The organism is Mesorhizobium sp. M8A.F.Ca.ET.202.01.1.1 (genome assembly GCF_004791595.1).
In the GTDB taxonomy this organism is placed as follows: domain Bacteria; phylum Pseudomonadota; class Alphaproteobacteria; order Rhizobiales; family Rhizobiaceae; genus Mesorhizobium.
Window position 1 is genome coordinate 37,539 of record NZ_SRUN01000010.1, and the last position, 15,389, is coordinate 52,927.

At 62.7% G+C, this 15,389-nt stretch carries 15 protein-coding genes; 4 read left to right on the plus strand and 11 right to left on the minus strand.

All coding sequences use genetic code 11. The annotated features are described in order from the left end of the window. Nucleotides 1–6: 6 nt before the first annotated feature. From EN845_RS21110 to EN845_RS21135, 6 genes are all read right to left on the minus strand, one after another. Nucleotides 7–513, minus strand: a complete 507-nt coding sequence (locus tag EN845_RS21110; RefSeq protein ID WP_127872540.1) for a GNAT family N-acetyltransferase — start codon at nucleotides 511–513, stop codon at nucleotides 7–9. Continuing rightward, entirely contained in the window at nucleotides 513–3,434 is a 2,922-nt protein-coding gene (uvrA, locus tag EN845_RS21115) for an excinuclease ABC subunit UvrA (RefSeq protein ID WP_127872539.1), read from the minus strand. The genes EN845_RS21110 and uvrA overlap by 1 nt, the downstream gene beginning before the upstream one ends. 701 nt (nucleotides 3,435–4,135) lie before the next feature. Next, nucleotides 4,136–4,387, minus strand: a complete 252-nt coding sequence (locus EN845_RS21120; protein ID WP_167531436.1) for a hypothetical protein — start codon at nucleotides 4,385–4,387, stop codon at nucleotides 4,136–4,138. Nucleotides 4,388–4,500: 113 nt separating this feature from the next. Beyond that, nucleotides 4,501–5,106 carry an ATP-dependent Clp protease proteolytic subunit gene (locus EN845_RS21125; RefSeq protein ID WP_127280361.1) on the minus strand — a complete coding sequence of 202 codons (606 nt, stop codon included), beginning with the start codon at nucleotides 5,104–5,106 and terminating at the stop codon, nucleotides 4,501–4,503. A 22-nt stretch (nucleotides 5,107–5,128) separates the two neighbouring features. Then, the gene (locus EN845_RS21130; protein ID WP_127872537.1) at nucleotides 5,129–5,590 is read right to left on the minus strand and encodes an SRPBCC domain-containing protein; all 462 of its coding nucleotides are present in this window, start codon (nucleotides 5,588–5,590) and stop codon (nucleotides 5,129–5,131) included. Continuing rightward, nucleotides 5,587–5,901: a metalloregulator ArsR/SmtB family transcription factor gene (locus EN845_RS21135; protein ID WP_015317709.1), complete on the minus strand. Its 315-nt coding sequence runs from the start codon at nucleotides 5,899–5,901 to the stop codon at nucleotides 5,587–5,589. Before EN845_RS21135 ends, EN845_RS21130 begins: the two co-directional genes overlap by 4 nt. A gap of 226 nt (nucleotides 5,902–6,127) precedes the next feature. On the opposite strand from EN845_RS21135, the gene EN845_RS21140 reads away from it, so the two are divergent. Then, the gene (locus tag EN845_RS21140; protein ID WP_023773877.1) at nucleotides 6,128–6,652 is read left to right on the plus strand and encodes a single-stranded DNA-binding protein; all 525 of its coding nucleotides are present in this window, start codon (nucleotides 6,128–6,130) and stop codon (nucleotides 6,650–6,652) included. A gap of 115 nt (nucleotides 6,653–6,767) precedes the next feature. Then, nucleotides 6,768–7,193 carry an OsmC family protein gene (locus tag EN845_RS21145; protein ID WP_127872536.1) on the plus strand — a complete coding sequence of 142 codons (426 nt, stop codon included), beginning with the start codon at nucleotides 6,768–6,770 and terminating at the stop codon, nucleotides 7,191–7,193. A gap of 17 nt (nucleotides 7,194–7,210) precedes the next feature. Here EN845_RS21145 and EN845_RS21150 read toward each other — a convergent pair whose 3' ends face one another. The 3 genes from EN845_RS21150 to EN845_RS21160 form a co-directional block, all read right to left on the minus strand. Further along, nucleotides 7,211–7,840: a MarC family protein gene (locus EN845_RS21150; protein WP_127280359.1), complete on the minus strand. Its 630-nt coding sequence runs from the start codon at nucleotides 7,838–7,840 to the stop codon at nucleotides 7,211–7,213. A 123-nt stretch (nucleotides 7,841–7,963) separates the two neighbouring features. Next, on the minus strand, nucleotides 7,964–8,377 hold the full coding sequence (locus tag EN845_RS21155; protein WP_135897774.1) for a hypothetical protein: 414 nt from the start codon (nucleotides 8,375–8,377) through the stop codon (nucleotides 7,964–7,966). 202 nt (nucleotides 8,378–8,579) lie between these two features. Continuing rightward, nucleotides 8,580–9,116 carry a hypothetical protein gene (locus tag EN845_RS21160; RefSeq protein ID WP_127280898.1) on the minus strand — a complete coding sequence of 179 codons (537 nt, stop codon included), beginning with the start codon at nucleotides 9,114–9,116 and terminating at the stop codon, nucleotides 8,580–8,582. Nucleotides 9,117–9,201: 85 nt separating this feature from the next. Between EN845_RS21160 and EN845_RS21165 the strand changes: the two genes are divergently transcribed. Continuing rightward, complete coding sequence (locus EN845_RS21165) at nucleotides 9,202–10,032, plus strand: AraC family transcriptional regulator (RefSeq protein ID WP_127872534.1); 831 nt, start codon at nucleotides 9,202–9,204, stop codon at nucleotides 10,030–10,032. Nucleotides 10,033–10,056: 24 nt separating this feature from the next. Here the strand turns inward: EN845_RS21165 and EN845_RS21170 are convergent, their stop codons facing one another. Continuing rightward, the gene (locus tag EN845_RS21170) at nucleotides 10,057–10,677 is read right to left on the minus strand and encodes a ParB-like protein (protein ID WP_127872533.1); all 621 of its coding nucleotides are present in this window, start codon (nucleotides 10,675–10,677) and stop codon (nucleotides 10,057–10,059) included. Continuing rightward, nucleotides 10,674–12,368 carry a SulP family inorganic anion transporter gene (locus EN845_RS21175; protein WP_245511777.1) on the minus strand — a complete coding sequence of 565 codons (1,695 nt, stop codon included), beginning with the start codon at nucleotides 12,366–12,368 and terminating at the stop codon, nucleotides 10,674–10,676. The genes EN845_RS21170 and EN845_RS21175 overlap by 4 nt, the downstream gene beginning before the upstream one ends. A gap of 210 nt (nucleotides 12,369–12,578) precedes the next feature. Here EN845_RS21175 and gyrA point away from each other — a divergent pair, with 210 nt between their 5' ends. Next, nucleotides 12,579–15,380 carry a DNA gyrase subunit A gene (gene gyrA / locus EN845_RS21180; RefSeq protein WP_127872531.1) on the plus strand — a complete coding sequence of 934 codons (2,802 nt, stop codon included), beginning with the start codon at nucleotides 12,579–12,581 and terminating at the stop codon, nucleotides 15,378–15,380. Nucleotides 15,381–15,389 lie beyond the last annotated feature (9 nt).

The following is a 15,389-nucleotide window of genomic DNA, read 5'->3' on the forward strand; positions in this document are numbered from 1 at the left end:
AAGCGATCAAGCCGCGGTGGGCCTGTCGACGGGTTTGGCCATGTCGACCAGTACCCACCCTGGCCGATAGGGATTGGGTCGGCGACCCGTTTCGTGAAAACCATAGGCGAGATAGAGCGCGATGTTCCGTTCCATCTTGGCGTTGGTGTAGAGCCGCACCTCCGGCAGGCCCCACAGACTTGCCTGTTCATACGCGTGATTGAGTAACGCGATGCCAAATCCCTTGCCTTGGGAGCCGGGGGCGACCGCGACGGAGAAGATCATGACGTGGTCGGGATGGCGCTCCAGCGTGATTAGCCCGGCAAGCGTGGCGTCCCTCTCCAGCAGCCAGACCTCGCCCTGGGCGACGCGCGGTGCGTAGTCCTCGGTAACCGGGATCGGTGGCGCGTCGAGTATCGCGTTGTAGGGGGCATAGGCCGCTTGAGTCAGCGCGACGATCGCGGCGAGATCTTCTGGGCGGGCAAGCCTCACGCCAAAGCTGCTCTGGACCGTGATGCGACCATCCCTACCCATCACTCCGCCGCTTCGCGCTTGCCCCCCGGGCGCCGTTCCAGAAGCTCCTTGAGGAACTGGCCGGTGTAGCTGCGCTTCTCCCGCACGATTGCTTCCGGCGTTCCAGACGCGACCAGCTCGCCGCCGCCATCACCGCCTTCGGGACCGAGGTCGAGCACCCAGTCGGCGGTCTTGATCACTTCGAGATTGTGCTCGATGACCACCACCGTGTTGCCCTGGTCGACCAATTCGTGCAGCACTTCCAACAGCTTGGCGACGTCGTGGAAATGCAGGCCAGTGGTCGGCTCGTCGAGGATGTAGAGCGTCTTGCCCGTCGCCTTGCGCGACAGTTCCTTGGCCAGCTTGATGCGTTGCGCCTCGCCGCCCGACAGCGTCGTCGCCTGCTGGCCGATATGGATGTAGCCGAGGCCGACCTGCTTCAGCGTGTCGAGCTTGTCGCGCACGCCAGGCACGGCGGCGAAGAAATCGACGCCTTCCTCGACGGTCATGTCGAGCACGTCGGCGATCGACTTGCCCTTGAACAGGACGTCGAGCGTCTCCCTATTGTAGCGCTTGCCGTGGCAGACATCGCAGGTGACGTAGACGTCGGGCAAGAAGTGCATCTCGATCTTGATGACGCCGTCGCCCTGGCAGGCTTCGCAGCGGCCGCCCTTGACGTTGAACGAGAAACGTCCCGGCTGGTAGCCGCGCGCCTTGGCTTCCGGCAGGCCGGCGAACCAGTCGCGGATCGGCGTGAAGGCGCCGGTATAGGTAGCGGGGTTCGAACGCGGCGTCCGCCCGATGGGCGACTGGTCGATGTCGATGACCTTGTCGAGGAATTCCAGCCCCTCGATGCGGTCGTGTTCGGCCGGATGCTCGCGCGAACCCATGATGCGGCGCGAGGCCGCCTTGAACAGCGTCTCGATCAGGAAGGTCGACTTGCCGCCGCCCGACACGCCGGTGACGGCCGTGAAGGTGCCGAGCGGGATTTCGGCGGTGACGTTCTTCAGATTGTTGCCGCGCGCGCCGACAACCTTCAGGCGCCGGTTCTTCTTCGCCTCGCGACGCACGCCGGGCGTCGCTACTTCGAGCGCACCCGACAAATATTTGCCGGTGATCGAATTGGGGTTGGCCATCACCTGCTGCGGCGTGCCCTGGGCGATGATCTCGCCGCCATGGATGCCGGCGGCCGGACCCATGTCGACGACATAGTCGGCATGCAGGATGGCGTCCTCGTCATGCTCGACGACGATCACCGTGTTGCCGATGTCGCGCAAATGCTTGAGCGTGTCGAGCAGACGCGTGTTGTCGCGCTGGTGCAGGCCGATCGACGGCTCGTCCAGAACGTAGAGCACGCCGGTGAGGCCCGAGCCGATCTGCGAGGCCAGCCGGATGCGCTGGCTTTCGCCGCCCGACAGCGTGCCGGAATTGCGCGACAAAGTGAGATAGTCGAGACCGACATCGTTGAGGAAGCGCAGGCGCTCGCGGATTTCCTTCAAGACGCGGACAGCGATCTCATTCTGCTTGTCGTTGAGCTGCGCCGGCAGGTCGGTAAACCAGCGATCGGCATTGCGGATCGACTGTTCCGTCACTTCGCCGATATGCTTGCCGCCGATCTTCACCGCCAGCGCTTCAGGCTTCAGCCGATAGCCCTTGCAGGCCGGGCAGGGCGTTGCCGACATGAAGCGCTCGATCTCCTCGCGCATCCAGGCGGATTCGGTTTCCTTCCAGCGTCGCTCGAGATTGGGGATGACGCCTTCGAAGGTCTTGGTCGTCTTGTAGGAGCGCAGGCCGTCATCATATTGGAAGGTGATTTCGCGCTCGCCGGTGCCGCGCAGGATCGCCTCCTGGGCCTCGGCGGAAAGATCCTTGAACTTGTCGCCGAGCTTGAAGTTGTAGGCCTTGCCCAATGCCTCGAGCGTCTGCGAGTAATAGGGCGAGGTCGACTTCGCCCACGGGCTGACGGCGCCGTCGCGCAGCGACACGTTCTCGTCGGGCACGACGAGGTTGGGATCGATGGCGCGCTGGCTGCCGAGACCGTCGCAGGTCGGGCAGGCGCCGAACGGGTTGTTGAAGGAGAACAGCCTGGGTTCGATCTCCGGAATGGTGAAGCCGGACACCGGACAGGCAAATTTTTCCGAGAACAGGATGCGCTCATGCGTCTCGTTCTTGGATTTGTTGACCGAATCCTCGCCGGTCTGGCTGGCGTCGAGCGGCTTGTCGGCGAACTCGGCCACCGCCAGCCCCTCGGCCAGCTTCAATGCCGTCTCGATGGAGTCGGCGAGACGCGTGGCAAGGTCGCCGCGCACGACGATGCGGTCGACGACGACGTCGATGTCGTGCTTGTATTTCTTGTCCAGCGCCGGCACGTCGGCGATTTCATAGAAGACGCCGTCGACCTTGACGCGCTGGAACCCCTTCTTCTGCAACTCCAGCAGTTCCTTGCGGTATTCGCCCTTGCGGCCGCGCACGATGGGCGCCAGCAGGAACAGGCGCGTGCCTTCCTCGACCGCCAGTACCCGGTCGACCATCTGGCTGACCGTCTGGCTCTCGATCGGCAGGCCGGTGGCCGGCGAATAGGGCACGCCGACACGGGCAAACAGAAGCCGCATATAGTCGTAGATCTCGGTGACGGTGCCGACCGTCGAACGCGGGTTCTTCGAGGTGGTCTTCTGCTCGATGGAGATGGCCGGCGAAAGGCCGTCGATCTGGTCGACGTCGGGCTTCTGCATCATTTCGAGGAATTGCCGTGCATAGGCCGAGAGGCTCTCGACATAGCGGCGCTGGCCCTCGGCATAGATGGTGTCGAAGGCGAGCGATGATTTGCCGGAGCCCGACAGGCCGGTCATGACGATCAGGCTGTCACGCGGCAGGTCGAGATCGACATTCTTCAGATTGTGTTCGCGCGCCCCGCGAATGGAAAGGAATTTATGGTCGGCCATCGCCGGTCGCCGCCTCAGATCTGGAATTCGTGGGATTGGCGGGTTTTTCCCGGCCATCCCCTATGTAGGTCTTTTTGCCGCCACGTCGAGAGACGCCACAACTCCCGACAGAAGTCGTTTAACCGTCTTTCGCGCGAAGGGGCAAGCGGAAAGAACAAAGACCGAACACGCTCCTGACAAAGCTGTGCGGAAACTGACCCTGACGTAACCTCCCGGCGATCACATTTTTCCGTAACCGGCTATTGATGGTTGACGCGACCGGCTCACGGGGGCAGTCTCCAGAGGTCAGCGAAGCCGGCCGTCTTTCGATGGCCTCGCCGCCCCAAGGCGGCCTGCGAGACGCCGCAGGCATTTGCGATTTGCGCTTCGCGATGGCAATGTCGCAACGGACAAAGGAGCGGAGCATGACGCCACCGGATAGTCCCCCAGGGCTCCACGTCTCGTTGGAGCCGAGGCAGGCATAAGTGCCAGGGTATAGCGTTTGCGCCACCAGACAAACCGTGACCTGCCATATCCCCCAAAATTAGAGACTGTTAGTCGGATCGTCGGCTGAATGCCGCGAAGCATCCGAAATCCAACGCCGGCAGTACACTCCCGGCAAAAAATGGATTTGAGATCCAGAAAAGCCCCGTCCGTTTGCCCCAGGCACGGCGGGGCTATTCTTTTGGGCGGGCTCGAGTTTGCAGGACCGATCTTTTGCCCTACCTGGGCGGCTTGATCCCGCCAACCCCGACATCGACCGTGATGCTGCCGGAAATCCTGACATCCGTATCGCCGATCTTGAACTGCCCGTTGCCGCTGCTAGGGAATGCGTCGTCGGGTTCGGGCACCGGGGCTGGCTTGGCGATGCGATAGTCGCCGCTCACGCCGGGCAGGGCGCCTTTCTGCGCCGACGACGAGGCGCCGTCGGCAAGTGCCGCACAGGAGAAAAGGCCGACGATGGCGAGCACCATGGTGGCTGTGACACGGTGCAATGGTCTTGATCGATGTGCGTCGGTCATCCCCCTGTTATAGGGACCTGCCGCCACTTGAACCAGACCGGTATCGTCAAATCTTCGTTCTCGGGTCACGCCGCCTTTTTGCGGGTGTCGAAAACATGGTCGACAAGGCCCCATGCCTGGGCCTCGCGGGCCGTCATGAAATGGTCGCGGTCGAGCGTGCGTTCGACCTCTTCATAGCTGCGGCCGCAATGCTGGGCGTAGAGTTCGGTCATGTGGCGCTTGGTCTGGCCGATGCGTTCGGCATGCCGCTGGATGTCGGAAGCTTGGCCCTGGAAGCCGCCGAGCGGCTGATGCAGCAGGATGGTGGCATTGGGCAGCGCGATCCGGCGCCCGGCCGTGCCCGCCATCAGCAGGAACGATCCCATCGACGCGGCAAAGCCCATGCACACGGTCGACACCGGGCAACTGATATATTGCATCGTGTCGTAAATGGCGAAGCCGCTGGTCACCATGCCACCCGGCGAGTTGATGTAGAGCGAAATCTCCTTCTCGGGATTGTCCGACTCCAGCGACAAAAGCTGCGCGCAGACCAGCGCCGAGACGTCGTCGTTGATCTCGCCGTTGATGAAGACGATGCGCTCGCGCAGCAGCCGCGAAAAAATGTCAAATGCACGTTCGCCGCGGCTCGATTGCTCGATCACCATCGGCACAAGACTGGCAACACCGCTCATTTTTCTTCTCCAATTTCCGTGTTCAGGCCGCGCGCAGCAGAAGATGCGGCGTGTTGCTCGCGGCGATGAGCTTTCCGGCTCCGCGCAGCGAAAGCCGGCAGCCGGCGCTCGTCATGGTAACGGCCGCCTTGCGAGCAAAGCCGTCATGGACGATGCGCAGATGCGTGCCGCCCGAAACGGTGCGGGCGAGTGTGAAGGTGACGGTGCTGTCGAGCGGGTGCTGTCGCGCCGCATCGTCCGACTGTTCCCGCCAGGAATAGCGCAGCAGGTGCTCGGGCTCGGCGTCGAGGATCTCGCACTCGATCGCCGCGTCGGGCCCGGCGAAGGCAAAGCGGCTGCCGGTCTGTGGCCTGATATCATTCGGCATCATCCAGGCGGCGAGCAGTTCCGGCACGGTCAGCGCCCGCCACACCTTTTCCGGCGGCTCGGCTAGGTCATATTCGAATTCGATAGCATCCGGTGCGACTTCGCTTTGGCTCTTCATTGATCCATGTCCTTCAAAACCGTCTTCAGCCTTTCGATGCGCTCCGGCCAGAACGTCCGGTAGCGTTCAATCCAGGAGAGCAGCGGGGCAAGCCCCTGCGGATCGGCGCGGTAATAGGCGTTGCGGCCGGCCCGGCGCTCGACCACGAGACCGGCACCGCGCAGCACCGCCAGATGCTGGGAGACGGCCGGCTGCGACACAGTCAGGCCGCTGCGCAGTTCCGACACGCTCATCTCGCTCGTCGCGAGACGCTCGAAGACGGCGCGGCGTGTCGGGTCGGCCAGGGCGCGGAAAATCTCTGCCTCGATCATGACAAAAGCATAAGTCGATGCTTATTGATTTGGCAAGCGCTGTTTTGCAACCCATATGAGGACCTTGGCCATTGCTGCCATTCCTTGACAATCAGCGGCGATGCATATAGGAACGAAAAGGGAACAAAAACCTTGTGGGAAAAGCCAGCCTTGGCAGGCGGCTGACGTCCGTAGCCTGTAAGGTGCTGCGACAAAAATTTGTTTCGGATGAGCGCGGAGAAATATCATGGCGGGTAGCGTCAATAAGGTCATTCTGGTCGGCAATCTCGGCGCGGACCCTGAAATCCGCCGCCTGAATTCGGGCGAGCCGGTCGTCAACATCCGCATCGCCACCTCGGAAAGCTGGCGCGACAAGAATTCCGGCGAGCGCAAGGAAAAGACCGAGTGGCATAACGTCGTCATCTTCAATGAGGGCATCGCCAAGGTGGCGGAGCAATATCTGAAGAAGGGCATGAAGGTCTATGTCGAGGGCCAGTTGCAGACCCGCAAATGGCAGGACCAGACCGGCGCCGACAAATACACGACCGAAGTCGTGCTGCAGAAATTCCGTGGCGAGCTGCAGATGCTTGACGCGCGCGGCCAGGGTGAGGGCGGCCAGGTCGGCGGCTACAGCGGTGGCGGCAGCAGCCGCGGGTCGGATTTTGGCCAGTCGAGCCCGAATGAAGGGTTCAACCGCGGTGGCGGCAATGCTCCCAGGGGCGGCGGTGGCGGCGGTTCGTCGCGCGAACTGGACGACGAAATTCCGTTCTGATCGGGAGCCGCACCAAACGGCGAATGCTTGTGCTTGATATGCCCCGAGGGTCCTGCATGGACTTTCGGGGTTTTGCATTGTTGATTTGGGAACAAAGGACTGAAAGGACAGGGCGATGAAGGCACGGGTAAAATGGGTCGAGGAGCGCACCTTCGTCGGCGAATCCGGCAGCGGCCACAAGGTCGTATTGGGAACCGCGTCCAGCCCGGACGGCAAGACCCCGGGGCCGAGCCCGATGGAACTGGTGCTGATCGGCACCGGCGGCTGTTCGGCCTATGATGTCGTCCACATCCTTGAAAAGGGACGCGAGGCGATCGAGGACTGTGTCGTAGAACTCGACGCCGACCGGGCCGAGACCGACCCGAAGGTGTTCACCCGCATCCACATGCATTTCATCGTCAAGGGCCGCGCGCTGTCGCGCGACAAGGTCAAGCGGGCGATCGATCTGTCGATCGACAAATATTGCTCGGCTTCCGCCATGTTGGCCAAGACGGCCACGCTTACGCATGACTTCGAGATCGTCGATACGACAGCGCAGTAGGGCCGCAGGGATACCGTTCAACTAGCCATCAGCGCCTTGATGCCGTCGGCGACGAACTGCACCGCCAGCGCCGCCAGAATAACGCCGAGCAGGCGGGTCAGGATCGAGCGGCCGGTCTGGCCGAGGATGCGGTCGATGCGCTCCGACAGAACGAACACCAGATAGGTGATGGCGAGGCAGACGAAGATGATGCCGACCAGCGCCGCCTGTGCCGCAAAGCCCTGAAACGAGCCGGAGAGCAGCACAGTCGCCGAAATCGCACCGGGACCGGCGATCAGCGGGATCGCCAGCGGGAAGGCGGCGATGTTGTGGATCATGTCCTTGGTGATGGCGACGTCGCCGATCTTCTCCTTGCGGTCCTGGCGGCGCTCGAACACCATTTCGAAGGCGATGAAGAACAGCAGAAAACCGCCTGCTACGCGGAAGGCCGGCAGCGTGATGCCGAACACCGACAGGATCGAGGCACCTGCGATCGCGAACAGCGCCATCACCAGGAAGCCGATGATCGAGGCGCGTACGGAGACCTGCTGGCGCTCGTCGCGATTCATGCCGCGTGTCACGGCGAGGAACAGCGGTGCCAGCCCGGGCGGATCGATGGTCACGAGAATGGTGACGAAGGCATTGAACAGGCTGTCGAAACTCGGCATCGCTGACCCCTCCCGCCGGCCGGAGCCCGCACTCCGATATTGGTAGAGCAAAGCCCGGTCGATGGGAACTGTCGGAGGGGCCGGAGACTTCGATGCGGTAGGGCGCGTCGCGGCGAAACGGATTCAGGCGACGCGCTTTGTCCGGTGGGCAAAATGCTCATAGGTGATTTGCCAAGGGTGGCTCTCGGAAGGTCTTTCCTCGCCGATCCAATGGAAGCTGTTGGCAGTGATCTCGGTGAAACGCCATCGAGTTTGCAGACCGCGCGAGTCATCGCCGATCTGGACAATGTCCTTACCCTCGGCCCGTCCGATCTGGCGCGAGTAATCTTGGTTGAGCGGATCATTCCAGATGATGTGCCAGCCACCGATCCCAGGATCGAAGATGCGCAAAGTCGTGCCATACATAGTGGACCGCGCAGGGCGCCTGGGCCTGATCCAGATGTCCTGAATCGCGCGGCCTTCGAGTACCCAGCCGAAATGGCATTCTCCGGTCCATTTCTGGATCGTGCCGTCGTCAAGGTGGCGGACCGTGTCCATTTCCCAGCTTCTGATCAACCATCCATAGAGGTCCATGTCTTTCGCTCGGTCGGCTGGGGGAGCCTCGGATACGAGAGCAGTGAGAAACGAAGAAATGGCCATTGTCACGAGGCCGTTTCGCATCCGGCACATTGGGCGTCGCGGACGCCGTTCGAGACATGATCGAACATGCTTTTCTCCATTCTTACAATGTATTACAGCCTCATCTTGTTGCGGCTCGCCGCGCCAGGAACTCGACTTCCAGCCGCCATGTCACGCCGTCGTCGTGCGAGCGCTCGCCAAGCCAGCGGAAGGAATTCTCGGTGATCCGCGAAAAGCTCCAGCGCACCGACGACCCGGTGCCGTCGGCGCCCACTTGTACGATGGTGTCGCCCTCTGCGCGGCCAAGCTGGCGGCTGTAATACTGGTTGCGCGGGTCGCTCCAGAAAATGTGCCAGGCATCGGCGCTTGGGTCATAGACCCGCAATGTCGTGCCGTAAAAAGTCCATTTGCCGAGCGAAGGCGAGGGGCCGGCGTCACGCGCGGGCAGGATCCAGACATCCTGGATCGCCCGGCCTTCCAGCACCCAGCCGAAATGCACCTCGCCGCGGCCGGTCAGCACCGTGCCGTCCTCGAGATGGCGTGAGGCGTCAAATGTCCAGGCACCGACGAAGCGGCCGTAGAGGGCCAGTTTTTCAGCGAGCCCTTCGATCGGTCCGGGACTGTGCAAGGCTTCGGCAAATGAGGATTGGTCGACCATGGCTGCGGCCTCTTCTTGTCAGGAGACCGCGAGGAATAGGCGCTGGCAGGGTTCTGGGCTTGGGAAAAGTTGCTATATTTCGGTCATGACGGCGACCGCGAATACCCTTGCATCCGGACCTGACTGGCATGTGGCGGATGTCATCTGCACTGCCAGCGCCGGCGATCGGCCGTTCGAGGAAGCACATCGGGATTTTTGCGTCGCGGCGGTCACCAGCGGCTCGTTCCGCTACCGCGCGCAGCAAGGCACGGCAATGCTCGCGCCAGGCAGTCTCCTGCTCGGCAATTCCGGCACCTGCTACGAATGCGGGCACGAGCATGGCAGCGGCGACCGTTGCCTCTCCTTCCATTTCGGGCCGGCCTATATGGACCGGATCGTGGCTGATGTGCCGGGCGCCAGGACGCTCACCTTCGCGGCGCCACGCCTGCCGCCGTTACCGGCCCTGGCGCCGTTGCTGGCCGAGGCGGAAGCCACACGCGACCTGGCCGACGCGGACGCCTTCGAGGAACTCGCCTTGCGCATCGCGGGTGCCGCCGTGGCTACAATCTCCGGCGCCACGCATGCCGGGTGCGGCCCAAGCCGCCGCGATCAGAAAAGGGTTGCCGAGGCGGTGCGGCGGATCGAACTGGGTGCCGACGGACCGATCTCGCTTCCGGCGTTGGCGGATGAGACCGCGACCAGCCCCTATCATTTCCTGCGCACCTTCCGGCAGGTCGCCGGCATGACGCCCTATCAGTACCTGCTCAGGACCCGGTTGCATCGCGCGGCAGTGCGATTGCGCACGTCGAACGATGCCATCTCGGCAATTGCTTTCGAGACCGGCTTCAACGATCTGTCGACCTTCAACCGTCGGTTTCGGCGGGTCATGGGCGAGACTCCGGGCCGCTATCGCGCCATGCGCGCGGGCAGCGGCTGAAAAGTTGCGTCACCACCCGTGGCATCAGTCCATGGTCGGCCCGCACCAGCCGGGCAGATAGTCGGCGTCCTTGCCCCTGGCCAGCACGAGTGCATCCTTCATCGCCTTGTCGAAATTTTTCGCCACCGCGCCTTTGTCGATGCGTCGGCGCAGGAAATCCGCCCACAGGAATTCGCTGAACGGCGTGGTGTCCTTGGCGTAGCCACCCAGCCGGCGCAGTTCGCCAGCCATGCTCCGGTAAGGGTCGTCGACCAGTTCGCCGATGGTCTTCGGCAGGGCGGCATAAGCCCGGCGCTGGCCGTTTTCATCGAATGGATGCATCCAGCCGCGGTTGTCGAGCATGAAAAGGAACGCGTCCTTGTCCAGTGCCGACAGGTCGCTGATCACCGTCACGAGCACATCCTTGACGCCTTCCTCGATCAGGGCGCGGGCGAGATGATGGTGATCGGTGACGTAGTTGCGGTTTTTCGGGCCCAACACGACCGGGATCATGTGCTTGCCCAGAAAGGCGCCTGTGTTCGCGGCGCTCTGCGAGCGGATCAGCTGGCGCTTGAGATCCACCTCGCGCATCCCGACCGTAATTTGCGTTGGCCGCAGTTCCTTGACCGGGACCGGGGTCACCAGCGGCTCTCTCAGGACGATCATGGTGTACTCTCCTGGTTTTCCGGCGGGCCGGAATGCAGAGCCCTGACGGCGGCATCGACGCTTTGGAAGATCCGCTGCGGGCCGACGAGATCGATGATGCCGAACCGCGCAAGGGCTGCCTGGGCACGCACCGATTCCATCCGAGCAATGGCGAATATTGCGCCCGCATTGCGGCAATGGGTGATGGTTTCGATCAATGCCTGGGCGGCGGTGTAGTCGATCTCGACAATGTTACTGGCCTCCAGCACGACGAGTTTCACATCGCCCTTGCGGGCGTCGACCAGATCACAAAAGCCGCGTTTGAAACCGTCGGCATTGACGAAGGACAATGGCGCCTGGAACGCCGCGACCAGCACGCCGGGGAGTTGTTCGCCAGCGCCCGGCTTGCCCGGCGGCCACCAGACGGAGGTTCCCGGGACCTGTTCAAGTTCGATCGGCAGCGTCTGGGTCGCGCTCCAGATTCCATGCAGCAGCGACAGGCCGATGCCGACCGCCACGCCGGTCTCGATGGGCAGCACGACGATGGCCGCCATGGTGATCAGGATCAATGCGAATTCGACCGGCGCTTGCCGGTAGACACTGGCGAAAACCTTCCAGCGCAGAATGTGCTGGGCGACGAACATCAGGACCCCGGCGAGGGCGGCCTGCGGAACATCGGCGAGCAGGCCGCCGCCAAAGGCGCCCAGCGCCACAACGAGCGCCGCGGCAATGAGGCTCGAGAGTTGCGAGCGGCCGCCCGACTGGGAGACGATTGCCGTGCGTGGTGGGCTGGCGTTGACGGCGAAGGCGCCGAACAGGCTCGACGCGATGCTGCCGGCGCCGACACCAACGAAATCGCGATTGACGTCGGGCGCGTCGCCCTGCGGAGCGAAGGAACGGGACGTGGCGGCCGTCTGCACCATGACGACGATGGCGATCAGCAATGCCAGCGGAACGAGCGCCTGCACGTCGTCGAGACCGGCCAGTGGCAACCCTGCCCGCGGCAGGCCATTCGGCAAGGCACCAAGCACCTCGACGCCATGATCCTTGAGGCCGAAAATGGCGACCGCTGTCGTGGCAAGCACCATGCCGATCAGCGCGCCGGGGATGCGGGCGCTGATAAGCTCGGAAAACAACACGATTGCGAATACCCCAAGGCCGAGCGTCAGGCTCCAGGGGTTGGTGAGATGGAGGCTGCTGGCGATTTCGCCGATGCGCTGCACGGTTTCGCCGCTTTCCGCCGGCAGACCGAGCAGTCCAGGCAATTGTGAAACGATGATATGGACGGCGATGCCTGCCAGAAAGCCAGTCGTGACCGGCACCGAGAGCAGGTCGGCAATCCAGCCGAGGCGAAAGACGCCGCTCAGCATCACGATCAGCCCGACCATCAGCGCCAGCGTGGCGGCCAGCGCCAGATAATGCGGTGAGCCTGATGATGCGAGCAGCGCCAGGCTGCCGGCAAACAAAGGCGTGATGGTCGAATCCGCGCCGGTCGAAAGGTGGCGATTGGCGCCGAACAGCGCAAACGCCACCGAACCGGCGACAAAGGCGAAAAATCCGACCTCGGGCGCAAAGCCGCCGAGCCTGGTTGTCGCCATCTGCTCGGGAATGGCGATCGCGGCCAGTGTGACACCCGCGATCAGATCGCCATTGAAATCCCGGGGCGTCCAACCGTGCAGCGCCCGCAAAGGCAGCCATGAGCTCCAATTCATGGTGATCGCGGCTTTTGCTTGGGGAGTTGGTCCATTACAGGCTTTTGCCTTGGTGGCGGCGAAAAGCGTAACGGCCATATCGTCGCAATTAGCGGTATCCTTTTGAAATTACCACTAAAAATGACACTGGAAAAGTGCTGTGAACATTGGAGTTTCGGCCGTGCTTCCTATATAAGCGGTCAGTGATTCCTGATTAGATTGTGATCCGATTTGACCGACCAAAAGACACCGCGCGGCGCCGACGGCGGCCCCACCGGCATCGAACCCATCTCCATCATCGAGGAGATGCAGAGTTCCTATCTCTCTTACGCCATGAGCGTGATCGTCAGCCGTGCGTTGCCAGATGTGCGCGATGGCCTGAAGCCCGTGCACCGCCGCATTCTCTACGCGGCGCATGAGAGCGGCTACCACTGGAACCGCAAATACGTGAAGTCGGCGCGTCCTGTCGCCGACGTGATGGGTAAATACCATCCGCATGGCGATGCCTCGATCTATGACGCCTTGGTGCGCATGGCGCAGGACTGGTCGCTGCGTGTGCCCTTGATCGACGGGCAAGGCAATTTCGGCTCGATTGACGGCGATCCGCCGGCGGCGATGCGCTATACCGAATCGCGCCTGACCAAGGTCGCGCATGAGCTTCTGGAGGATATCGACAAGGACACCGTCGATTTCCAGGACACTTATGATGCGTCGGACACCGAGCCGAAGGTTCTGCCGGCGCGCTTTCCCAATCTGCTGGTCAACGGCTCGGGCGGCATTGCCGTCGGCATGGCGACCAACATCCCGCCGCACAATCTCGGTGAGGTCTGCAACGCCGCCATTGCCGTCATCGACAATCCGGCGATCGACCTGCCGGCGCTGATGGAGATCATTCCGGGCCCTGATTTTCCGACCGGCGGCATCGTGCTTGGCCGCTCCGGCATCTACAGCGCCTATTCCACCGGCCGTGGCTCAATCGTCATGCGCGGCAAGGTCAACATCGAACAGCGCGGCAATGACCGTGAATCGATCATCATCACCGAGGTTCCCTATCAGGTGAACAAGGCCTCGATGATCGAGAAGATGGCCGAACTGGTGCGCGACAAGCGCATCGAGGGCATTTCCGACATTCGTGACGAAAGCGACCGTCAGGGTTATCGCGTCGTCATCGAACTCAAACGTGACGCCGTTGCCGACGTCGTCCTCAACCAGCTCTACCGGTTCACGCCGCTGCAGACGTCTTTCGGCGCCAATATGGTGGCTCTGAACGGCGGCAAGCCGGAACTGCTGAACCTGAGCGACATGCTGACGGCATTCGTCACCTTCCGCGAGGAGGTGATCAGCCGGCGGACTAAGTTCCTGCTCCGCAAGGCGCGCGACCGCGCCCATGTGCTGGTTGGTCTAGCCATCGCCGTCGCCAACATCGACGAAGTGATCAAGCTTATCCGCACCGCGCCGGATCCGCAGTCGGCGCGCGAGCAGTTGATGGAGCGGCGCTGGCCCGCGGGTGACGTTGAATCGCTGATCCTGCTGATCGACGATCCACGCCATCGCATCAACGAGGACGGCACCTACAATCTGTCCGAGGAACAGGCGCGCGCCATCCTCGAACTGCGCCTGCTGCGCCTGACAGCGCTGGGCCGCGACGAAATCGCCGATGAGTTGAACACGATCGGCGACGAGATCAAGGACTACCTCGACATCCTGTCGTCTCGCGCGCGTATTCAGCAGATCGTCAAGGACGAACTCGCCGCCGTGCGCGACGAGTTCGGCACGCCACGCCGCACCGAGCTCACCGACGGTGGCGCGGACATGGAAGACGAGGACCTGATCCAGCGCGAGGACATGGTCGTGACGGTGAGCCATTCCGGCTACATCAAGCGCGTGCCGCTTTCGCTCTACCGGGCGCAGCGCCGCGGCGGCAAGGGCCGCTCCGGCATGTCGACCAAGGAAGAGGATTTCGTCACCCGGCTGTTCGTCGCCAACACGCACACGCCGGTGCTGTTCTTCTCCTCGCGCGGCATCGTCTACAAGGAAAAGGTCTGGCGCCTGCCGATCGGCAACCCGCAGTCACGCGGCAAGGCACTGATCAACATGCTGCCGCTGGAGCAGGGCGAGCGCATCACCACGATCATGCCGCTGCCCGAGGACGAGACGAGCTGGGGCGAACTCGATGTGATGTTCGCCACCACGCGGGGCACCGTGCGCCGCAACAAGCTTTCCGACTTCGTCCAAGTCAACCGCAACGGCAAGATCGCCATGAAGCTGGAGGAGGAGGGCGACGAGATCCTCGGCGTCGAGACCTGCACCGACAATGACGACGTGCTTTTGACCGCCAGCTCGGGACAGTGCATCCGCTTCTCGGTCGGTGACGTGCGCGTCTTCCAGAGCCGAAACTCGGTCGGCGTGCGCGGCATCACCATGGCTGACACCGACCGCATCATCTCAATGTCGGTGATCGAGAATGTCGATGCGCCGCCGGCTGAACGCGCCGCCTACCTTAAGCGTGCCGCGGCCGAACGGCGGCTTGCCGCGGGCATCGCCGCCGGTGAAGAGGAAGAGATCGCGCTGACCAATGAAGAGGTCGGCGAGGAGACGGAGCTTTCCGACGAGCGCTACGAGTTCCTCAAGGCGCATGAGCAGTACGTGCTGACGGTCACCGAATACGGTTACGGTAAGCGCTCTTCGTCCTATGATTTCCGCCTGACTGGACGCGGCGGCAAGGGCATCCGCGCCACAGACGTGTCGAAGACGGCCGAAATCGGCCGTCTGGTGGCAACTTTCCCGGTCGGCAATGACGATCAGATCATGCTGGTGTCGGACGGCGGCACCGTCATTCGTGTGCCCGTCAATGGCATCCGTTTCGCTAGCCGCGCCACCAAGGGCGTGACCATCTTCAACACGGCTGAAGGTGAAAAGGTGGTTTCGGTCGAACGGATTTCGGAGCCACAAGCGGACGAGGAAGCGGAAGAGGTCGAGGGTGGCGCGGAGCCCGGTTCGACGCCTGACGGCAGTCCGGATAACAGCGAATAGTCGTTGGTT